Consider the following 20,425-nt stretch of genomic DNA (forward strand, 5'->3'; position numbering starts at 1 on the left):
CTTGTCCGCCGATTTCCGGTCCCACTTCAGTACGCTCAGCACGCTTGGCGCGCCTGGCCCGTTCAACACGCCGGGCGTGCCGAATGTGCATTGCGCCACCGCTCGCGCGCGGCCTTGCGCGTGCCCGGTGGCGCGCGGCGGGGGCCGCTGATGTCCTCCGTGTTTCGCGCCGGCAGTCGGCTGTCCAGCGGCTCGGTTGGCTTCGTGACGCGCCGCACCGCGCTGACCATCGCGGTGGCCACGGCGTTCGGCGCGGCAGCGCTGGCGCTCGCCGCGGGCATCGCGATCGGCATGCATTGGCCGGCGCACGATGGCTCCGGCGAGCTGGCGGCGAATCGTGTGGAGCACAACTACGCAATCGATCAGCTCGGCAAGCTGAACGCCTCCGTGGCGCAGATCGAGCCGCGCATCGCGCGTCTGACGATGCAGGTCGGCGCGTTGCGCGATTTCGAAGCACGCCTGAATACACCGCGGCCGGCGCCGCGCGCGCCAGCCATGCTGGCTGTCCCGGCTGCAGCGGGCGCCGCCTCTGAACCCGACCTGTCCGCTACCGATGGCGAAGGCGGCCCGTCTTTGCCGCCGCGCCGCTGTACGGATGTCATGTCGCAAGCGGCCGGTCATGCCGATGCCGGCCGGACCCGGCAACAACTGGATTGCATCGCCGCGACGCTGTCCGCGCTCGAGCAACAAACCGCCGACCATGCGATCGCCTACGCCGCCTTCCCCGGCCGCATGCCCGCCGACGGCGCGCGCTTCGGCTCGCCGTTCGGCAACCGCACCGATCCGTTCACCCACCGTTTGAGTTTTCATCCGGGCATCGACCTGGTCGCCAAAACCGGTACGCCGATCCTGGCGGCGGCGGGCGGCCGGGTGATCTTCGCCGGCGAGAAATCGGGCTATGGTAACTGCGTCGAAATCGATCACGGCAACGGCCTCGTGACCCGCTATGGGCACGCGTCGCGCGTCGTCGTACATGCCGGCGAGCTGGTGCTGCCGCGTCAGTATGTCGCCGATGTCGGCTCGACCGGCCGCTCCACCGGACCGCATCTGCATTTCGAAGTACTGGTCAACGGCGCGCCGGTCGACCCTACTGCCTACCTCGCGCTGTTCGCGCCCTCGCCACATGGCTGACCGACGTTTTTCCCGCGATGCGGGCAGTCTGGCCCACCGCGCCTATACATTGCAGCCCGCGCGGCCGCTTGCACTCCGCGTGGCCCACTGGGTTCTGGTGGGTGCGCTCAGCGCGGCAGGCGGCGCGGCGGCCGTTGCGGCATGGCACGCGCAGCGCGCCGGCGCCCCGGCTGTTCAATGCGCTGTGGCGCCCGTGGATGAAGACAGCGAACAGCGAGAACTCACCCGCACGCGGCTTGCGCTGGCGCAGGAGTCCGCAGCGCGCACCGCGGTGCAGAAAACCGCGGACAGCGCGGCCGCCGACGTCGCGCGATTGAACGCCGAACTGCAGTTTCTGCGCGGCCAGAGCAAAGCGAAGCCGGCGGAGCCGCGCCGCTGATTACCGCTGCCTGCTGCGGACGCGGCAACAACCTGACAACCCTGCAAGAACAACCCTGCAACACCAGTCCGGATCGTCGCCCGGATGGCATCACGCGACGAACATTTTCATTTTCATGAGGTATTTATGTTCAGCAAGAAAAAGCACGCGGGCATCCGGCAGGCCAAGCTCGCCACACTCATTGCACATGACGTGCGGATCACGGGCGACCTCCTGTTCAGCGACGGTTTGCGCATGGACGGTCACGTGAAGGGCAACGTCAGCGGCGAGCCGGGCGCGCAGACGCTGCTGGTATTGAGCGACCGCGGTTCGATCGAGGGCAACGTGCATGGCTACGACGTGGTGGTCAACGGCCGGATCGTCGGCGACGTGATCGCGGATCACTTCGTCGAATTGCAAAGCAATGCCCATGTGACCGGCAACATCTACTACCAGCAGTTGCGGATGGATTGCGGCGCCTCGGTGGACGGCAAGCTGGCCAAGCGTGAAGCCGCACAGGCGGTGACGCCGATGCTCGTCTCGGTGGCCGATACCGCTCACGACGAACGCAAGGCCGGCTAAGCGGCAACGAAGCTGCAAAGAAGCTGCAAAGAAGCGGCACCGAAGCGGCCAACCCACCCGTCTAACCGGCCGCATGCCGCGTCAAATCGCTCCCGGCAGTGACTGGCGCTGCGTGGAGGTGTCGTGACCGAGCACATCGCCACGCGGCAAGCGCGCATCGCGCAGCGCGCGCATTTCCCTTGCTCCTGCAAGATGTTCCAGCGCGCCGCGGTCGAGTGTGGCGAGCATGTCGCGTTCGGTGACCAACTGGCGCAAGGCCAGCGCGATCAGGCCGACGGTCAGCAGTAGATCACCTGCGAACACGACTGCGTAAAGCACCGAGGTGGTGCGAGGATTACCGTAGAGCAGCGTCATGTTGGCCCGGTCGAGCAGGACGAGCACGAGCGGCACGATGGCATTGAGCGTCGCGATGATGCTGCCCATCGCCACCAGTATTCGTGCCGGTCCGAGATGCGGACGGCGCCGACGGCACACTTCATACAGCGTCGCCGCGCGGCACGGCACGAAAAACAGAGCCAGCAAGGTGGCGCGGACGGGCAGCGGCGCGTTCAATGCCAGCATGCTCCCGTGCAGCACGCCGAACACGGCAGTGACCACGAGGCCGGCGCGCCACGGCGCCGGTGCGCCGAACAGCTCGCGCGTGCCCGCCCAGATCAGAATGCGGCTTTGCAATGCCAGCATCGCGGTGGCCAGCAACAGCAGTTCGCTGGGCCAGATTTTATGCAACGCGAAGCATGCCGTCGCCGTGGCCAGCAGATAAAAGGCGATGGCCCAGAAGCGGAAGGCGCCGACTTGCGCAAACATGCGCGACAGCGCCGTGGTGATGAGGGCGCTGCACAGAAACATGATCAGCCACACCGTTTGGAACGTCGCTACGTCAATTTTCATGAAATCTCCAGCCGCCAATCTGTCTGTTCCTGCTTATCGGTAAAACTGGGCCACGCAGCGGGGCGTGCCATGACGGGCACCTTCGCGGCGCAGCCCTGCGCGTTTCGAACGGATCCGGATGTTCATACGGCCAACATCCTCTCACGGAGCAATTCGCCGAAATCGTCGGCGCTCAGCGGCTTGCCTAGCAGAAAGCCTTGCATCTCGTCGCACATCATCGACTTGAGCTTGTCGAACTGCGATTCAGTTTCCACACCTTCGGCCACGACATCCATCTCCAGCGAGTGCGCGAGTGCAATGATCGCAGAAACGATCGCGCTGCCTTCCGCTCCGTGCTCGTCGAGCCCGTTGGTGAAGAAGCGGTCGATCTTCAATTGCTTGACGCGAAAACGTTGCAGGTAGGCGAGGCTGGAATAGCCGGTGCCGAAATCGTCGATGGCGATTTCAAAGCCGCTTGCCTGGAACTCGCGAATCATTTCGATGGTTTTCGCTGCGTCCTGCATCGCGACGGTTTCGGTGATTTCGAACATGATCTGTTTGCACTCCACACCTTCTGCCTCGACGATCTCGATCATCGTTTTGACGAGGTTCGGCTGCGACAACTGGCGCGGCGACAGATTGATCGCCACTTTCATCGACGGCAGCCCTTGTGCGACCCAGCGGCGAATCTGCCGGCAGGTTTCGTGCAAGACCCAGTAGCCGATCTGCACGATCTGGCCCGAGCGCTCGGCAATCGGTACGAACTCGAGCGGCGCCAGCGCGCCAAGCTGCGGATGATGCAAGCGGATCAGCGCTTCGGCCCCCGCCAGCGAGTCGCCGCTGCCGTGGAACTTCGGCTGGAAGTGCAGCGAGAAATGGCCGGCGACGAGCGCCTCATGCAGCGCGCTCTGAATCTGCAACGTGCGCGTCGCGGCTTCATTCATGCTCTGTTCGAAGAAACGATAGGTGCTGCGGCCCGCGCGCTTGGCTTCGTACATGGCCGCGTCGGCATGTTTGAGCAGCGTGTCGACCGTGTCGCCGTCGTGGGGATAGAGCGCGATGCCGATGCTCGGCATCACTTGCAGCGGTTGCGAATCGGTCCAGATGCCGTGGCGCATGCGGTCGAGCACGCCTTCGGCGATCGTGCCGGCATCTTCGCGTGAATCCAGGTTCTCGGACAGCACGACGAATTCGTCGCCGCCGAGACGCGCGACGGTGTCGCTCGTACGCACGCATAACAGAAGACGCTGCGCGAACGCGGACAGCACTTCGTCGCCGGCCGAGTGGCCGAGCGAATCGTTGATGGTCTTGAAGCCGTCGAGATCCATGAAGAGGATGGCGAACAGCGAGCGCTGCCGGCGCGCGCCATGGATCGCGCGTTCGATGCGCTCGGTGAGCGTGCTGCGGTTGGGCAGACCGGTCAGCGTGTCGAGCGTGGCGAGCCGCACGATCTGGCCGTTCAGATTCGACACGGAGCCGATCAGAAAGCTGGTGCGCGCATCGAAACGCGACAGCATCAGCGTGACGATCAGAATCGCGAACGTGAACAGGATCACCGAGGTCGCCAGCCATTCGGCGTTCACACCCTTGGCCGCGCCGCACACGGCACCGGGCAGAAACTCGGCGGCCGCCATGCCGGTGTAATGCATGCCGCTGATCGCCACGCCCATCACCAGCGCGGCAACGAAACGTTTGCGCACCACGTGGCGTTCGTCGTCGTTACTGAGTGCGCGCGCCATCCACAGCGCGGCACTCGAGGCGCCGATCGCGATCGCCAGCGAGCCGGCGAACCAGGCCGGCCGGTAGTGGATGCCCGGCGCCATTTGCAGCGCCGCCATGCCGGTGTAGTGCATGCCGGCAATGCCGCAACCCATCAGCACGCCGCCGGCCGCGAGCCTGAGCGGGGTGAAGCGGGCGTCGGTCGTCACGACCAGCGCCAGATACGACACGCCGATCGCGAGTCCAAGCGACAAGGCGGTCGTCGTGAAATCGTAGCCGAGCGGAATCGGCAACGAGAAGGCCAGCATCGCGATGAAGTGCATCGACCAGATACCGACACCGAGCGCCGCGGCGCCGCCGAGGCGCCACGCGTGCCGCTGACGTGCCGACGACAGCAGGAAGATGCGGCCGGTCAGATCGAGCGCCGTGTAGGACGCTAGCGCCGCGACGAGGAACGAGATTGCAACCAGCCAAAAATTGTATGAGCTCTGCATGTTAAGTCCAACCGCGAAAGGGAAGCGGCTGAACTTGTTATCGACAGTTCGCGGCGTTTATTTAATTGATTTTCAATATGTTAGTGACGGGGTTTGAGCATCCCGTGTCTGGCTGTGGCCTGGCGGTTAATTGGCGGCAATCCGGCCGTGCTTCAAGCCAAGGTTAACCCTTCGTCGAGCCAGCCTGTGACGCCGCCGATCATCAGTTTGACGGGCCGCCCCAGTTGCGCGAGACGCAGTGCGCCGCGCGCGGCGCCGTTGCAGTGCGGGCCCGCGCAGTAGGTGACGAAGAGCGTGTCCTGCGGGTACGCGGCGAGCTTCGACGCCACGATCTTGCCGTGCGGCAGGTTGAGCGCGCCCGGCACGTGGCCTTGCTCGAACAGCGCCGGCCCGCGCACGTCGAGCAGCACGAAACCGGGCGAGCCGCTGGCGAGTGCCGCGCTCACGTCGGAGCAATCGGTTTCGAATTGCAGCGACGCCTGGAAGTGGGCGAGGGCGGCGGCGCCATCGGCAGCAGGGATGGCGGTGACGGCGTTGACCGGGGTGATGGGATCGGCGGTGTTGATCATGTTGTGACTGGACATGGAAAGGTTCCTGTAGGACGGCGAGGGGCAGCGGGCGTGACGACGTGATGAAGCAAATCCGGAGCCTTCATTGTCGTGACACCGCACGCGCCGGGTAAGTGGCGTAATCGTCAATCTCCGGTAACATCACGCCATGCAAAACCATCTTGTCGTCGCGCTGGCTTACGACCGGCTCTGTACGTTCGAATTCGGCTGCGTGACCGAACTGTTCGCGCTCGAACGTCCCGAACTCGGCGTGGATTGGTACCGCTTCGCGGTATGCGCGAGCGAACCCGGTCCGATCCGCGCCGCGGGCGGCATCACCGTTGCCGCGCCCTACACGCTCAAGCTGCTGGATCGCGCCGACACGATCGTCATTCCCGGCTGGCGCGATGCCGGCGAATTGCCGCCCGAGCCGCTGTTGAAGAAGATTCGCGCCGCTCACGAGCGTGGCGCACGCCTCTGTTCGATCTGCTCCGGCGTGTTCGTGCTGGCCGCCGCGGGTGTGCTCGACGGTAAGACGGTGACGACCCATTGGCGCTACGCCGACGCCTTGCAGCAGCGTTATCCACAATTGCGCGTGCAGCCGGATGCGTTATACGTCGACGAAGGGCAGATCATCACCTCGGCGGGATCGGCGGCAGGGCTCGACATGCTGCTGCATCTGGTGCGGCGCGACCACGGCGGCGCGGTCGCCAACCGGGTTGCACAGCGGCTCGTGGTTGCGCCGCATCGCGAGGGCGGTCAGGCGCAATTCGTGCCGCGGCCGATGCCGCAAGACGAAGGCGGGCGCCTCGCGAAACTGATGGACTGGGTGCGCCGCCATCCCGCGTTGCCGCACACCTTGCGCTCGCTGGCTGAACGGGCGGCGATGAGTCCACGCACGCTGCAGCGGCAGTTTCACGACGCCACCGGCATGGCGCCTTACGAATGGCTGGTGCGTGAGCGCGTGGCGATCGCGCGGGAATTGCTTGAAGCCTCCACGCCGTTGCCCATGGTGCGTGTTGCGGAGCTCGCGGGCTTCGGTTCCGAAGAGTCGCTGCGACGGCATTTCCGCCGCGTCGCTTTGACGAGCCCTGGCGCGTATCGCAAGAAATTCGGAGCGCAGGCCGCAGGATTGGCCTGAATGCTGGCGGCGCGGTCGATGCATGTCACGGCCGTCTTGCCGTCGTCGCATGCGCGCACTGTTTCAAACCAACGCTTGCCGATGCGCAAAATCCGATGAGACCCGTGCAAGACCCATGCATGGCAGGCGGTTCGATGCGAGTCGCATGAGATGTCGAACACGCGCCACGCCAGCTTCTGCGCAGGCTCGAATGTCACGGAGCGCCGCGTGCCGGGCGTTGCGGCTGAATCGCCCGATCGAGTGCCCGCTTCGGTGGGGCGCGAGGGTTCGCGCAATCGGCGGTTTTCTGTCAGCATCACGGCCAGCGTCCGTGGCAACCCACCTCAAAACGTGTGGCGCATACGGCTGCTTGAAACGCGTCTTTGATACGAGTCTTTGAAGCGCGTCATTGCCACCGTCCTCTCTCGCTCATGAACGTCAAAACCATCGTCGCCGCCGCTGCCGTTGTTGTCACCGCCGCAATTGCGGTGCTTACGCCTGCGCTTGTCGCGGCGCAAACGGAAGCCGCCGCGTCGCGTGCCGAACTTTATCGGCGCAACCTGCTGGCAGGCAAAGACGTGCCGTGCCGGACGAACGCGTCATGCGCGGCGTTGGGCGTGGCCGCGCTCGAAGCCGGACGCGTCAAGGAGGCGCAAACGCTGGTCGAGATGGAAGCCGCGCTCGCCGAAGCCACCGCCATGCACGCGGGCGAGGAGAACTCGCCGAAAGCCACCAGTTCGGCGCGGGCCCGCGTGGCGATGGCGCTGGTCCATCAGGGCGACGTGCAACTGAAGCTGGGCGCGCTGCCGGACGCACGCGCGTACTACCGGACCGCAGTGAGCCGTGGCGACGACTATCCCAACGACGCGTTGCTCGGCCGTGCGGTCGCGGCCGCGCGTCAGCGTCTCGAGTCGATTGCAGGCAAAGCAGTGGTGAGCGGGGTGCCGCCGAACGGCGCGCGGTTTGCCAGCTATATGTTTTTCGGCGCGTGGAACAGCATCGAGCTGAAGCCGGTGAAAGGGCGGCGCGGTGTCTACAAGATCGACGGCGACTTCGTGTATCCCACTGTGGGCGCTGACGGTCAGCCTGGTGCGAACATGGGGAGCCTGTCGGCCTACGTGCGTTTTTACGACGGTGTGGCGCGCGTGCCGATGACCGATGGCGGTGGCGATGCGCCGCTCGATGCCACCGCGAGGATCACTAACCTGGCGCCTTACGACAAAACAGCGGACAAGCCCACGGACAAATGCCTGATCGAGTTCAAGCTCTCCGCACCGGAGACGCTCGACGTTCGGACACACGGTTCTCCGATGGAATGCGGTTTCGGTTTCAATGTCAGTGCGGACGGACGTTACTATCTGATGACAGGCTCCTGACGGTCGGCATGCTGCCCGCGACCCTGCGGCCGTTCGTTTCCGGTGCATGCTTCCCCATCCACGCCGCGTCTCTTATGATGCGGTGGCAGTGCACGTTTGATCACCGCCCAAAGCGTTCCCGCTAACAGAACTTTGATGAGAAAAACGCTCGCCCATGCAAAGCCTGCTCGACTATCCTGGACTCGTATTCATTTTTTCCTTCGTGGCGATGTGGTTGTCGGCGCGCCTCGGCGCCTCGGTGTTGCGCAGATTCAGAAAGATCGACGAGGATGTGCGTGACGACTTCAGCGTGATTCAGGCCGCCACGCTAACGCTGCTCGCGCTGATCATCGGCTTCACTTTCTCGATGGCGGTAGGCCGCTACGATCAGCGCAAGAACTACGAGGAAGAAGAGGCGAACGCAATCGGCACCGAATTTGTCCGCGCTGATCTGTTGCCTCCCGCCGATGCGGCGACCGTGCGCGGCTTGCTGAAGATCTATCTCGACGAGCGCGTGCTGTTCTATACGACGCGCGACGGTGGCGATCTCGTCCGGGTCAATGCCGAGACGTCACGTTTGCAGAACGCAATGTGGTCAGCCGTGAAGAACGCCGCCGCCGCGCAGCCCACACCGGTGATTGCGCTCGCGGTCGCCGGAATGAACGATGTGCTCAACACGCAAGGTTACACGCAGGCCGCGTGGTGGAATCGCATTCCCTACGCGGCGTGGGCGCTGATGCTGCTGATCGGCGTGTGCGCCAACGTGCTGGTCGGCTACGGCGCGCGCGGTTTGAAAGCGGGTGCCGGGTTGTTGCTGATCGTTCCGATGATCGTGTCGCTGTCGTTCATGCTGGTCGCCGATATCGACAGTCCGCGCGGCGGCGTGATTCGCGTGAAACCGCTCAATCTCCATGCGCTCGCGGATTCGATCCGCGCGCCTTGAGCCCATACTGAACCCGAGTTGAATCCGTGCTGACCCTGCAACGAGCCGCATGAAAGAGAAACCCATGTCCGATATCGCACACACCATCGCCAGCTTCAATACCGGCCGCGATCCTGAACGGCTCGCCATGAAATACAAGCTCATGCGTAGCTCGCCGTTCGTGTTTCTGCGTGGCACCTGTCATCTGTTTTACGCGCGTCTGCCGCGCGATAAGGTACTCGACGATGCACCGCCGGTGTGGATTTGCGGCGACATGCATCTGGAAAATTTCGGCAGCTACAAGGGCGACAACCGCCTCATCTATTTCGACAATAACGACTTCGACGAAGCTTGCCTCGCGCCGAGTCTTTACGAACTGGTGCGGCTTCTCACGAGCGTGCTGGTCGGCGCGAGCGACCTCAAACTGAGCCGCGCGCAGGCACTCGCGCTCTGCCATACGGCGGTCGACTCGTATAGCGGGGCGCTCGCCTTCGGCAAAGCGCGCTGGATCGAAGCGGAGACTTCCGTCGGCATGGTGCGCGATCTGTTCGACGCACTGGCGAGCCGCACGCGCGCCGCGTATCTCGACCGGCGCACCACGCTCAAGGGCAAAACCCGCGTGCTTAAAGTGGACGGCAAAAAAGCGCTGCCGGTCAGCGACGAGGCACGGGCTACCGTCACCGCGTTCTTGCATGAGTTCGCCGCCGGTCAACCCAATCCGGACTTCTATCGCGTCATCGACGTGGCCCGGCGGATTGCCGGCACCGGCAGCCTGGGCGTGGATCGCTACGCGATTCTTGTCGAAGGCAAGGGCTCGCCGGACGGCAACTATCTGCTCGATCTGAAAGAGGCGCTGCCTTCTTCGGTGACGCCGCATGTGCGCACGCCGCAGCCGAAATGGCACAGCGAGGCGCAACGTGTGGTTGAAATTCAACGGCGCAATCAGGCCGTCTCGCAGGCGTTCCTGCACGCGGTCGATTTCAATCAGTGCTCGTATGTGCTGCGCAGCTTGCAGCCTTCGGAAGATCGCGTGGCGTTGAGCGCCTGGGACGACAAGCTGCCGCGGCTCGAAGCCGTGATCAATAGCATGGCCGAATTGAGCGCATGGGGGCAACTGCGCAGCGGCGGTCGGCAAAACTCGTCGATTGCGGATGAGTTGATCGCTTTCGGCAATCGCAAGGACTGGCGTTTGCCGTTGATCGAACTCGCGGCGCAGTGTGAGGCTCAGGTGAATGCGGACTGGAAAGCGTATTGCGAAGCTTATGATGGTGGTGCGTTTAATCTGCCAGCGCAGAAGTCTTAATGGTGCGTGTGCAGGGCACTTAACGCGGTGCCCGATGCTTTGCATTGAGATTCTCACGGCGTTCTGAGCAGTCGGTGGTGGCGCTTCGCCGCGCCACACACACATCCCTTTGGGTTGCTGCCAATGCGCCCCGTCTTCCCTTTCCAGTTGTCCCGGATCAGACCGTCCGTCTCCATCCATCCTCATACAGGTATATCTCACGTCGGATCGGACCGCGTGCAGCCGTTCCACGTCTGACGTTCTGGTTTTCATCGCTGTGATCCGGCAACGGCTCACAGACTTGTGCGTGGTTCCCTACGAGCCTTGACGAGCACATTGAAGGCGGTTTTTGTGTAGACGCATTGATCTTGTAATTTTAGGAATTGTCGGATAGCGGGGTTGGAATCCTCCTTATAGGGTGCTTGGGCTTCAAACAAGTACAACTAATAAGGATGACTATGAAAAACAAAAGCGTAGCTGGTAGCTCAGCAAGCATGGCGGCCCGCCTGCTGGCCGCATTCATACTGCTCATGGTCGCGTTTGGCGCCAACGCGGCTGATTGCGACGCGGTGTGGACAGCAACTGGCGCAAAACCGGGCTCGCCCACCTGCCGGTGGGATGCTTACGCCGGCGTACCAGGCGGCATGCAGTACTACAACTGCCTTAGTTTCCCGCTTATCGACGCGTGGTGCGCAACACCAACTACGGAAGAACCAGAAGCGAGCTGTCCAGTCGCTGACCCGGTGTACCCGGGCAATGGCGCTGTCACCTTGACTGAAGCGGACTTTGTCAGCGGGGACGACATTCCGATGCAGTTCGCGCGAACCTATCGATCCAAATCGCTTGGCAATTCCGCCACGGCAATGGGACCGGTCTGGTTTCATAGCTGGCAACGCAACCTGGGACTCGCGAACGCCAACAGCGGTAGCTCGTCGAAAGTGCTTGCGTATCGCGAGAACGGTGAACCCGTCACATTCAACTGGTCAGCCGGCACCTGGCGCACGGCGGGCTTTACCGGTCTTGCGCTGGCACAGACCGGCTCCGGATGGGCGCTGACTGATCTCAAAACCGATACCGTCGAATCGTATTCGACTCAAGGCGTGCTGCGTTCGGAGAGCACGAAGACAGGATTTGTCCGAACGCTGACCTATGGCGGCTCAGGGCTGCTGACCGCGATCACGCAGCATGCAGCAGGCACGGACGCGAACAACGACATCACGCTTCGCCTCGATTATGACGACAGGAACCGTCTATCACGCCTGAACGATCCCTTGGGCCGCATGACGCAGTACGGGTATGACGCGAATGGCAATCTGGCTTCGGTCACCTGGCCTGACGGATATGCCCATCGCTACGTCTACGACGACGCCCGCTTCAAGAATGCACTGACTGGCGAGATCGATGAGGCGGGTAATCGCATTGCGACGTGGAGCTACGATTCCCAAGGGCGCGCCACGGCGGTCAACCATCCCGACTCGTCTCGCAACGTGCAGTTCGCTTACAGCACAGGGGCGACCTCCGTTACCGATAGTAAGCGCACGACGACACTGAATTTCTCTTCAGTCGGCGGCATGCTGCGGCCCACTTCCAGCAGTTCTGCCGATGGCGTAACCAATCTCACGTGGGACGGTTCGGGCAATCTGCTGAAAGATACCGACGCAAGCGGTGCTACCGCGTACAGCTACGACGACGCCGGACGGCCAGTTCGGATCACCGCCGACAATGCGTCCGGCACGTCGATAACCACAATCCGTTACGCCGATGCTACGAGCCTGCATCCGGCGACCATCGCGTCGCCCGGTGTGATCCAGTCGTTCGTCTACGACGCGTGGGGCAATGCTACCGGTATGAGCGAAACGCCCACTGCGGATAGCACGGGGGCAAGCGGATTCGACGCGGCGAAATCAGACGGCACAACGCGTGCCTACGGCATGGTGTATGACGCGTTCAACCGGCTCTCGTTCGTGCAGATGTATGAGGCCGGGCAACTGGTCGGGCAGTACAAAGTCACCCGTGATGCAACGGGGAACGTCTTTGCAATCATCGCCCAGCAGGAGCTTCCGGAAGCCACGGAAATGATTTCGCGCGACGCCGCCCATCGTGTTCTGTACGGCTACAACCCGACTGGCGATTTTTACCTTCGCTATGACCAACGCGGGCGCATTGATCTTTTCAAGTTCAATGAATATGCGAGCCCGGCGAACGGTGGCATTCGGCGCGTGTTCAAGGTCAGGTTCGGCTATTCACCAGACGGCCAAGTCGTGTCACGTACCGGTACCGTTGCAAAGAACGGCAGCGTTCTTGACCTGAACGACGGGACGGATATCGCGATCTCAAGCGGCGAGATTGACCAGTGGATCGACAACTATAACTTCGGCGAATCCCCGATAGGACCGCCCGCCAATCTCCAGGGCGCGCGGGGATTGCTGGGCGATAACTTCCTCGGCACTTCGACCGTGTGCAGTGGTTGCCATTTCTCGGCAGGCTTGCCCGACGGCATACTTCGCGGCATCGTGTTTGTGTGGCGGCTGGTGCAGAACCCGGCAGTCCGCTATGGCATCGGGCAGGGTGTGCAAAAAGCCCGGCAAACGATCGAGCGCATCAAGGAGCAGTGCAAACCGGTCGTTAAGGACACGTCCGAGATAAACTGGGGCAGAGACGCGAATCAGATCAACCATACGTTCCGCCACCTAGATGAAAAGAGTATCCCCCGGCAGCCGGTCATTGAAGCGATTACCAAGGACGTCGCGGAAAACAGCGGTGCAAAGTTGACGGTAGGCGACGGGGAGACTTTCTACGTAACCGTCGATGGTATGCGGATCGGATACTCAGCCCATCGACTGTCCGCGGACGTCGTTCGCGTTGGCTCGATCCGGCCACCACGGTAAATGCGTCGAAGGGAAGAACTATGCAACGAACCTTAAAACCGCAAGAGCGCCGACTCATTGAGTTTCTTATATCCGTCAATGCTTCCTTGTACGAGGCAGATGCACCTCGCTGGATGGATCAGATTCAAAACTGTACAGTTCGCGAAGTCAATGTTCCGTATTGTCTGTCGATCAGTCACGAGGCGGAAAGCTATGAAGGCTGGGAAAATTCCCACACGCTCGCGCGTGAACTGATAGCCGTCGATGAGGGGGTAGCGGTGCTTGTCTATGCAATCGTCCATGACACTCAGGCAGGTTTGGTCTTGGACTCTTTCAATATCGATCGCCTTGATGGAGAGCCGCTAATTACCTATCCAGACGCAGGCGACGGGTTAATGATTGTTGAGGGGAACAAGAGGATCAGTGGGGCAGACTTGCGCCATCTATATGGCGGATCGCGTTCATAACTTGTGGTGTCGTATGGCCCGTCAGCGTAACACCTGACTGTCGCAGCGCAGTTCGCTTTAAATCGTCGGACAGCGCCCCGGTTCTCTCGGACTGACGGCGCTGATTCAGTCCAGGCAACGAGCGTTCTATTTCAGCGTGTGAACCGTTGTGGCCGTGTCATGGAAAAACATGAGGAGCAGTTATGCAACGGCCTTTGGCGAGCCACGAACGCCGGCTACTGGAGTTTCTTCTTACCGTGAACGAGTCTTTTTATGGTGCTTACGTCCAAAGGTGGGAAGCCCAGCTCAAAACCTGTACGGTTCACGAAGTCAATGTGCCGTATTGCCTGGCTATCAGTCATGATGAAATCAGATTGCCGGGTGGCGGCTACACTACTCTCGCGCGTGACTTGATCGCCATTGACGAAGGCGTACCGGTGCTTATCTATGCTTATGTGGCGGAAACACAGTCAGGTTATGTCCTTCACTCATTCGACATTGACCGTCTCGATGGCGAACCGCTCGTTGCTTACCCGGAGCCGGGCGACAGTCTTATGATCATGGAAGCTGGGAAACGCATTGGTGGAGCAGATTTGCGGTACGTGTTCAAGGAGTCGGATCTGCCTGCGCACCATAAGCTTTCATAGCAGCCTGTCGATTTACGTTCAGGTAACACCCAATGCGCGACGCATAACAGCGCCGCGCATGCAAGTCAGCCCTCCAGACAAACCCTGATTGCTGCGTTGAATTCGCCACTGCTATCGTTCGCTGGTCGCTGTGGAAGCGCTTCCACTTCAGCTTTCAGACACTTTCCAGCCACTTCCGCATCAAGCTTCGCCGTACCCGGTTCAACGACTTCAGTGAAGGAGAATCCGTGGCAAACGACGCATCCGCTGTATCCGACGCGCGGTCCCCCGCCGTTTCTGACAACCCACTCGCCGATCCCTTCAGCCCGTCCGCTGACTCCGCGTTGTGGCGCAAAAACTTCCTGCTTGGCGCCGCCACGGCTTCGTATCAGATCGAAGGCGCGGTGAACGAAGACGGTCGCCTGCCATCGATCTGGGACACCTTCTCGGCGACGCCCGGCAAGGTGCTGGCCGGCGACACCGGCGCGGTTGCCTGCGATCACTATCACCGGTGGGAAGCCGACATCGACTTGCTGGTCTCGCTCGGTCTTGAAGGCTACCGGCTCTCGATTGCATGGCCGCGCGTGATGGACGCGGCAGGCGTGCCCAACCGCAAAGGGCTCGACTTCTACAAGCGCCTTCTGAACCGCCTGAAAGAGAAGGGCGTCACGACCTTCGTGACGCTCTATCACTGGGACTTGCCGCAGCATCTGGAGGATCGCGGCGGCTGGCTCAATCGCGACACCGCTTACCGTTTCGTTGACTACGCCGATCTGATGAGCCGCGAACTGGCCGGCACGGTCGACGCATGGGCCACGCTCAACGAGCCGTGGTGTTCGGCCTATCTTGGCTACGGCAATGGCCACCACGCGCCGGGTCTCGCCGACGGACGTTTTGCGACGCAGGCGATGCATCATCTGCTACTCGCGCATGGCCTCGCGATTCCGGTATTGCGCGCCAACGATCCGGCCTCGCAGAAAGGTATCGTCGCCAACATCGGCCGCGGTACGGCCAATAGCGGGAGTGCCGCCGATCAGCGCGCGGCGCATCTGTTCGAAGTCCAGCACAACGCGTGGATTCTCGATCCGCTGCTCAAGGGCGCTTATTCGCGCGACCTGTTCGAGTTGTGGCCGGGTACCGAGCCGCTGGTGCTCGACGGCGACATGCAGACCATTGCCGCACCGCTCGATTTCCTCGGCATCAACTATTACTTCCGCACGAACGTCGCGAGCGACGGCGGCCATGGATTCCGGGAAGTGCCGCTCGAAGGCGTCGAGCGTACGCAGATGGGTTGGGAGGTGCACCCCGATGGCTTGCGCGATCTCCTGACCGGTTTCAGGAGTACGTATCACAATCTGCCGCCGATCTATATCACCGAAAACGGCATGGCCTCGGACGACAAAGTGATCGACGGGCACGTCGACGACACGCAGCGCATTTCGTTCCTCAAGCGCCATCTCGCGGCGGTCGATCAGGCGATCAAGGCCGGTGTGGATATTCGCGGCTATTTTCTGTGGTCGTTGATGGATAACTTCGAGTGGGCGTTTGGTTATGAACGTCGCTTCGGCGTCGTGCATGTCGATTACAGTACGCAGAAGCGCACGGTCAAACGCAGTGCGGAGCTGGTGGCGAAATTCTTGAAGGAGCGGAAGGCACGGATTTAAGGGCAGATGGAGCTTGTTTGTAAGTCGACAGGAGACGGAATGAACAGCAAAAAAATGATCGCAGCGAGTGTGGCAACGGCACTGGCGTTGGTTGGCGCCGTCGCGCATGCCGCTGAGCCCTTGAAAGCCAACGTGATTCACTGGTGGACCTCGGGCGGTGAATCGGCCGCGATCCGCCAGTTCGCCGATGCGTATAACAAGGCCGGCGGCCAGTGGATCGACAACGCGGTGGCCGGCGCCGATCAGGCGCGCTCCACCGCGATCAACCGGATCGTCGGCGGCGATCCACCCACCGCCGCGCAATTCAATACGTCCAAACAGTTTCACGACCTGATCGACCAGGGCCTGCTGAACAACGTCGACGACGTTGCCGCGAAAGAAAACTGGAACAACGTGTTCCCGCAGTCGATCATCGACAGCGTCAGGGTGAAAGGCCATTACTACGCCGCGCCGGTCGATATTCACATGCCGGCCTGGTTCTTCTATTCGAAGCCGGTATTCCAGAAGGCCGGCATTGCCGCCGAGCCGAAGAGCTACGACGAATTCCTCTCCGATCTCACCAAACTGAAAGCCGCGGGCGTGATCCCGCTCGCGCTCGGCGGTCAGCCGTGGCAGGAAAAAATCACGTTCGATGCGGTATTCGCCGACGTAGGCGGTCCCGATCTCTATCTGAAGGTGTATCGCGATCGCGACCAGAACGCTGTCAAGTCCGACGCGTTCAAGAAGGTGCTCGCGTCGTTCAAGCGCTTGCATGACTTCGTCGATCCGGGTTCGCCCGGCCGCAACTGGAACGACGCCACCGCGCTGGTGATTTCCGGCAAGGCGGGGGTGCAGATCATGGGCGACTGGGCCAAGGGAGAATTCTCTGCGGCCAACCAGACCGCCGGCAAGGACTTCGGCTGCTTCCCGGGTTTCGGTCCACATTCGCCGTATCTGGTCGCGGGCGACGTATTCGTGTTCCCGAAAACGGACAATGCCAACGCCATCAAGGCGCAGAATCTGCTTGCCACGGTGATGACCTCGCCGGCCGCGCAAGTCGCATTCAGCGCGAAAAAAGGCTCGATTCCGATTCGTCCCGACGTGGACGCGAGCAGTCTCGACATCTGCGCGAAGGAGGGCATTGCGATCATGAAGGACAAGTCGCGTCAGTTGCCGAATCCGGAAATGCTGCTCTCGCCTGACACGCAAGGCGCGTTGATCGACGTCATCACGAACTTCTGGAACAAGAACCAGTCGGTCGAGGATGCGCAGAAGGCGTTTGCCAGTGCGTTGAAGAGCTAGGCGCCCGTCATGCACGCGCTCAAGCTGCCGGCCGCCGACTCGACTCATCGCAAAGGTCATCGCAAAGGGCCGCTGAAAAAGCCGCTAAAGAAGCGTTTGCCGATAGCGGTATGGGTGGCGTTGCTGCCGATGGTCCTGACCGTCGTGTGCGCGTATCTCGGCACGATGGTCTGGACTGCGCGCGTGTCGCTCAGCAATTCGCGCACGTTTCCTTCCGGCGACTTCGCGGGCCTCACGCAATACACGCGGCTGTTTAACAACGACCGCTGGTTGCTGTCGCTGCAAAACATCGTGATCTACGGCGCGTGCTTCATTGTTGCGTGCATGGTGATCGGCTTGCTGCTGGCGATCTTCATCGATCAGCGGGTGGTGGCGGAAGGCGCGTTGCGCACGGTGTTTCTCTATCCGTACGCGATGTCGTTCGTCGCCACGGGTCTGGTCTGGCAGTGGATTCTGAATCCCGAGCTGGGCGCGCAGGCCGTGTTGCACAAGCTCGGTTTCGTGCATGCGCGTTTCGACTGGATCGTCGATCAGGACTGGGTGATCTACACGATCGTGATCGCGACGGTGTGGCAGGCGTCCGGCCTCGTGATGGCGCTGCTGCTGGCGGGCTTGCGCGGTATCGACGACGAACTCTGGAAAGCCGCGCGTATCGACGGGATTCCGCGTTGGCGCGTGTATGCGAGCATCGTCGTGCCGATGCTCGGGCCTTCCATGTCCACCGCCTTCGTGCTGCTCTTCGTGATGGTGGTGAAGCTTTACGATGCGGTGGTCGCCATGACACAAGGCGGTCCCGGCACGGCGAGCGAAGTGCCCGCGAAGTTCATCATGGATTACCTGTTCGGCCGCGCGAACATCGGTCTCGCGTCGGCAGCGTCGATCGTGTTGCTGGCAACGGTGCTGGCGATTCTCGCGCCGTTCTTCTATGCCCGCAGCCGCGCTGCGTTGCGCAAGGAGGTGTGATGAACACGCTCAGTCCTTCACTGAAGGGCGTCAAACCGAGCCATGGCCGCCGGCGCCGCCGGACTTTTACGCCCGCGCGTCTCGGCGTCTACGCATTTTTGCTCACCGCCGCCTTGTTCTTTCTGCTGCCGTTGTACGTGATGCTCGTGACCTCGGTCAAACCGATGAGCGAGATTCGTCTCGGCAATCTGCTCGCTTTCCCCACCCATTTCACACTCGACGCATGGAGCGCCGCGTGGCAATCCGCCTGTACCGGGCTCGATTGCAACGGTATTCAGGTGGGTTTCTGGAATTCGGTGCGGATCGTCGTGCCCAGCACGGTGTTGTCGATCGCGATCGGCGCGGTGAACGGCTATGCGCTGTCGTTCTGGCGGCCGCGTGGAGCCGGCTTGCTGTTCGGTGTGCTGCTGATGGGTGCCTTCATTCCTGTGCAGGTGATGGTCTATCCGCTCGTGCGGGTGCTGGCGAGCGTGCATCTGTTCAGTTCGCTGCCGGGCATCGTGGTGATTCACACCATCTTCGGCATGCCGGTGATGACGCTCCTGTTTCGCAACTATTACACGTCGATTCCGCAGGAGCTGTTCAAGGCCGCGCGCATCGACGGTGGCGGCTTCTGGCGCATCTTCCTGCAACTGATGCTGCCGATGTCCACGCCGATCATCGTCGTCGCGGTCATCATGCAGGTGACGGGTATCTGGAACGACTTCATTCTCGGGCTGGTGTTCGCCGGCACGAAAAACCTGCCGATGACGGTGCAATTGAACAACATCATCAACACGACGACCGGCGAGCGGCTCTATAACGTCAATATGGCGGCGACCATTCTCACCTCCATGGTGCCGCTTGCGGTCTACTTCGTTTCGGGCCGCTGGTTTGTGCGCGGCATTGCGTCGGGCGCCGTCAAGGGTTAGGGCTCTGAGGCATGGCATGCGCGATGAATAGGGCAAATGCGAGGGCAAATGCGAGGGCAAATGCGGTGGCAACTACGGTGGCAAATACGATGACGCACATGGCAGCAGACGCGGCAGACGTGGTGAACCTCGGCAACCCGGCGGATGCGGCCGGCCTGTCGAATCCGGCCAATGTATCGGTACGCAACCTGAAGATCGAACTCGGCGCGAATACGGTGATCGAGAATCTCGACCTCGACGTGCGCGCGGGGGAGTTCGTGGTGCTGCTCGGACCCTCTGGCTGCGGCAAATCCACCTTGCTGCACAGCATTGCGGGCCTGATCGATGTGACAGACGGCAGCATCGAAATTGCGGGCGAAGACATGACCTGGGCCGACCCGAAAGATCGCCGCATCGCGCTCGTGTTTCAGTCGTACGCGTTGTATCCGACCATGAGTGTCGAGCGCAATCTGTCGTTTGCGTTACGTATCAACGGCACGCCGAAGGCGGAAATCGAACGGCGCGTCGCGCGGGCCTCCGAGATGCTGCAACTCGGCCCGCTGCTCAAGCGCAAACCCGCGCAGCTCTCCGGCGGACAACGCCAGCGCGTGGCGATCGGCCGTGCGATCGTGCGCGAGGCCGACGTGTTCCTGTTCGATGAGCCGCTGTCGAATCTCGACGCCAAGTTACGCACCGAATTGCGGCGCGAACTCAAGCAACTGCACCAGCGTCTGGGCGCGACGATGATCTACGTGACCCACGACCAGGTGGAGGCCATGACGCTCGCCACGCGCATGGCGGTGATGCGCGGCGGCGTGATCCAGCAGTTCGGCACGCCCGCCGAAGTCTATGCGCGGCCGAACAATCTGTTCGTCGCGACGTTTCTGGGCTCGCCCGCGATGAATCTGCTCAAAGGCACGCTCGAGGTGCGTGAGGGTTCGCTGCACTTCTGCACCGCGCATTTGCGACTCGACGTGTCGAACTATCCTTTCAGAAACCTGCCAACGGATCGTCTGTCTTGTGTGCTCGGCGTACGGGCCGAAGACGTGCGCGTGGGCGAGGGTTCGAGCACGACCATGAGCGAGCGCGCGAATATTTCGCTAGTCGAGCCGATGGGCAACCACCGCGTCATTTGGCTCGACTATCATGGAGTGCAAATTGCGTCGATTGATCAGACGAAGACACCGGTGGCGATAGGGGATGCCGCGGTGTTCTCGTTCGATGGCGCGCATATTTCGCTGTTCGACGAGGAGGGTGGCGCGCGTCTGTGACTGGACGCGGCGTCGCGCAATACAACAGGTTTGACGGAG

At 61.9% G+C, this 20,425-nt stretch carries 18 protein-coding genes; 15 read left to right on the top strand and 3 right to left on the bottom strand.

Annotated features, from left to right (window positions below):
- Positions 1 to 150: 150 nt before the first annotated feature.
- From PQR67_RS28175 to PQR67_RS28185, 3 genes are all read left to right on the top strand, one after another.
- On the top strand, positions 151 to 1,131 hold the full coding sequence (locus tag PQR67_RS28175) for a M23 family metallopeptidase (protein ID WP_408466120.1): 981 nt from the start codon (positions 151 to 153) through the stop codon (positions 1,129 to 1,131).
- On the top strand, positions 1,124 to 1,510 hold the full coding sequence (locus tag PQR67_RS28180) for a hypothetical protein (protein ID WP_408466121.1): 387 nt from the start codon (positions 1,124 to 1,126) through the stop codon (positions 1,508 to 1,510). Before PQR67_RS28175 ends, PQR67_RS28180 begins: the two co-directional genes overlap by 8 nt.
- A gap of 126 nt (positions 1,511 to 1,636) precedes the next feature.
- Positions 1,637 to 2,071, top strand: coding sequence for a bactofilin family protein (locus tag PQR67_RS28185; protein WP_408466122.1), 435 nt, complete (start codon positions 1,637 to 1,639; stop codon positions 2,069 to 2,071).
- Positions 2,072 to 2,152: 81 nt separating this feature from the next.
- Here PQR67_RS28185 and PQR67_RS28190 read toward each other — a convergent pair whose 3' ends face one another.
- The 3 genes from PQR67_RS28190 to PQR67_RS28200 form a co-directional block, all read right to left on the bottom strand.
- The gene (locus tag PQR67_RS28190) at positions 2,153 to 2,959 is read right to left on the bottom strand and encodes a hypothetical protein (RefSeq protein WP_408466123.1); all 807 of its coding nucleotides are present in this window, start codon (positions 2,957 to 2,959) and stop codon (positions 2,153 to 2,155) included.
- Between the two features lie 122 nt (positions 2,960 to 3,081).
- The gene (locus tag PQR67_RS28195) at positions 3,082 to 5,151 is read right to left on the bottom strand and encodes a putative bifunctional diguanylate cyclase/phosphodiesterase (RefSeq protein WP_408466124.1); all 2,070 of its coding nucleotides are present in this window, start codon (positions 5,149 to 5,151) and stop codon (positions 3,082 to 3,084) included.
- Positions 5,152 to 5,303: 152 nt separating this feature from the next.
- On the bottom strand, positions 5,304 to 5,735 hold the full coding sequence (locus PQR67_RS28200) for a rhodanese-like domain-containing protein (RefSeq protein ID WP_408466125.1): 432 nt from the start codon (positions 5,733 to 5,735) through the stop codon (positions 5,304 to 5,306).
- Positions 5,736 to 5,868: 133 nt separating this feature from the next.
- On the opposite strand from PQR67_RS28200, the gene ftrA reads away from it, so the two are divergent.
- From ftrA to PQR67_RS28260, 12 genes are all read left to right on the top strand, one after another.
- Positions 5,869 to 6,840 carry a transcriptional regulator FtrA gene (ftrA, locus tag PQR67_RS28205; protein ID WP_408466126.1) on the top strand — a complete coding sequence of 324 codons (972 nt, stop codon included), beginning with the start codon at positions 5,869 to 5,871 and terminating at the stop codon, positions 6,838 to 6,840.
- A gap of 410 nt (positions 6,841 to 7,250) precedes the next feature.
- Positions 7,251 to 8,195, top strand: coding sequence for a hypothetical protein (locus PQR67_RS28210; RefSeq protein ID WP_408466127.1), 945 nt, complete (start codon positions 7,251 to 7,253; stop codon positions 8,193 to 8,195).
- Positions 8,196 to 8,349: 154 nt separating this feature from the next.
- A complete protein-coding gene (locus PQR67_RS28215) occupies positions 8,350 to 9,117 on the top strand; it encodes a bestrophin-like domain (protein WP_408466128.1) in 768 nt (255 codons plus the stop codon).
- A gap of 64 nt (positions 9,118 to 9,181) precedes the next feature.
- Positions 9,182 to 10,399, top strand: coding sequence for a DUF2252 domain-containing protein (locus PQR67_RS28220; RefSeq protein WP_408466129.1), 1,218 nt, complete (start codon positions 9,182 to 9,184; stop codon positions 10,397 to 10,399).
- Positions 10,400 to 10,800: 401 nt separating this feature from the next.
- Positions 10,801 to 13,266 (top strand): DUF6531 domain-containing protein, encoded by a 2,466-nt coding sequence (locus tag PQR67_RS28225; RefSeq protein ID WP_408466130.1) that lies wholly within the window; start codon positions 10,801 to 10,803, stop codon positions 13,264 to 13,266.
- 20 nt (positions 13,267 to 13,286) lie between these two features.
- Positions 13,287 to 13,712, top strand: coding sequence for a hypothetical protein (locus PQR67_RS28230; protein WP_408466131.1), 426 nt, complete (start codon positions 13,287 to 13,289; stop codon positions 13,710 to 13,712).
- A 182-nt stretch (positions 13,713 to 13,894) separates the two neighbouring features.
- On the top strand, positions 13,895 to 14,338 hold the full coding sequence (locus PQR67_RS28235; RefSeq protein WP_408466132.1) for a hypothetical protein: 444 nt from the start codon (positions 13,895 to 13,897) through the stop codon (positions 14,336 to 14,338).
- Between the two features lie 227 nt (positions 14,339 to 14,565).
- Positions 14,566 to 15,981: a GH1 family beta-glucosidase gene (locus PQR67_RS28240; protein ID WP_408466133.1), complete on the top strand. Its 1,416-nt coding sequence runs from the start codon at positions 14,566 to 14,568 to the stop codon at positions 15,979 to 15,981.
- A gap of 39 nt (positions 15,982 to 16,020) precedes the next feature.
- Positions 16,021 to 17,262 carry an ABC transporter substrate-binding protein gene (locus tag PQR67_RS28245; protein WP_408466134.1) on the top strand — a complete coding sequence of 414 codons (1,242 nt, stop codon included), beginning with the start codon at positions 16,021 to 16,023 and terminating at the stop codon, positions 17,260 to 17,262.
- A 9-nt stretch (positions 17,263 to 17,271) separates the two neighbouring features.
- The gene (locus PQR67_RS28250) at positions 17,272 to 18,225 is read left to right on the top strand and encodes a carbohydrate ABC transporter permease (protein ID WP_408466135.1); all 954 of its coding nucleotides are present in this window, start codon (positions 17,272 to 17,274) and stop codon (positions 18,223 to 18,225) included.
- The gene (locus PQR67_RS28255; RefSeq protein WP_408466136.1) at positions 18,225 to 19,136 is read left to right on the top strand and encodes a carbohydrate ABC transporter permease; all 912 of its coding nucleotides are present in this window, start codon (positions 18,225 to 18,227) and stop codon (positions 19,134 to 19,136) included. The genes PQR67_RS28250 and PQR67_RS28255 overlap by 1 nt, the downstream gene beginning before the upstream one ends.
- A gap of 98 nt (positions 19,137 to 19,234) precedes the next feature.
- The gene (locus tag PQR67_RS28260) at positions 19,235 to 20,386 is read left to right on the top strand and encodes an ABC transporter ATP-binding protein (RefSeq protein WP_408466137.1); all 1,152 of its coding nucleotides are present in this window, start codon (positions 19,235 to 19,237) and stop codon (positions 20,384 to 20,386) included.
- The last annotated feature ends 39 nt before the right edge of the window (positions 20,387 to 20,425 follow it).

Source organism: Paraburkholderia fungorum, from assembly GCF_046026025.1.
Lineage (GTDB): Bacteria > Pseudomonadota > Gammaproteobacteria > Burkholderiales > Burkholderiaceae > Paraburkholderia > Paraburkholderia fungorum_E.

What these genes read in the sequence shown, in the direction of transcription:
- PQR67_RS28175 (WP_408466120.1), top strand. Translation starts at nt 151, where the DNA reads ATGTCCTCCGTGTTTCGCGCCGGCAGTCGGCTGTCCAGCGGCTCGGTT.
- PQR67_RS28180 (WP_408466121.1), top strand. Translation starts at nt 1,124, where the DNA reads ATGGCTGACCGACGTTTTTCCCGCGATGCGGGCAGTCTGGCCCACCGC.
- PQR67_RS28185 (WP_408466122.1), top strand. Translation starts at nt 1,637, where the DNA reads ATGTTCAGCAAGAAAAAGCACGCGGGCATCCGGCAGGCCAAGCTCGCC.
- PQR67_RS28190 (WP_408466123.1), bottom strand. Translation starts at nt 2,959, where the DNA reads ATGAAAATTGACGTAGCGACGTTCCAAACGGTGTGGCTGATCATGTTT.
- PQR67_RS28195 (WP_408466124.1), bottom strand. Translation starts at nt 5,151, where the DNA reads ATGCAGAGCTCATACAATTTTTGGCTGGTTGCAATCTCGTTCCTCGTC.
- PQR67_RS28200 (WP_408466125.1), bottom strand. Translation starts at nt 5,735, where the DNA reads ATGTCCAGTCACAACATGATCAACACCGCCGATCCCATCACCCCGGTC.
- ftrA (WP_408466126.1), top strand. Translation starts at nt 5,869, where the DNA reads ATGCAAAACCATCTTGTCGTCGCGCTGGCTTACGACCGGCTCTGTACG.
- PQR67_RS28210 (WP_408466127.1), top strand. Translation starts at nt 7,251, where the DNA reads ATGAACGTCAAAACCATCGTCGCCGCCGCTGCCGTTGTTGTCACCGCC.
- PQR67_RS28215 (WP_408466128.1), top strand. Translation starts at nt 8,350, where the DNA reads ATGCAAAGCCTGCTCGACTATCCTGGACTCGTATTCATTTTTTCCTTC.
- PQR67_RS28220 (WP_408466129.1), top strand. Translation starts at nt 9,182, where the DNA reads ATGTCCGATATCGCACACACCATCGCCAGCTTCAATACCGGCCGCGAT.
- PQR67_RS28230 (WP_408466131.1), top strand. Translation starts at nt 13,287, where the DNA reads ATGCAACGAACCTTAAAACCGCAAGAGCGCCGACTCATTGAGTTTCTT.
- PQR67_RS28235 (WP_408466132.1), top strand. Translation starts at nt 13,895, where the DNA reads ATGCAACGGCCTTTGGCGAGCCACGAACGCCGGCTACTGGAGTTTCTT.
- PQR67_RS28245 (WP_408466134.1), top strand. Translation starts at nt 16,021, where the DNA reads ATGAACAGCAAAAAAATGATCGCAGCGAGTGTGGCAACGGCACTGGCG.
- PQR67_RS28250 (WP_408466135.1), top strand. Translation starts at nt 17,272, where the DNA reads ATGCACGCGCTCAAGCTGCCGGCCGCCGACTCGACTCATCGCAAAGGT.
- PQR67_RS28255 (WP_408466136.1), top strand. Translation starts at nt 18,225, where the DNA reads ATGAACACGCTCAGTCCTTCACTGAAGGGCGTCAAACCGAGCCATGGC.
- PQR67_RS28260 (WP_408466137.1), top strand. Translation starts at nt 19,235, where the DNA reads ATGGCAGCAGACGCGGCAGACGTGGTGAACCTCGGCAACCCGGCGGAT.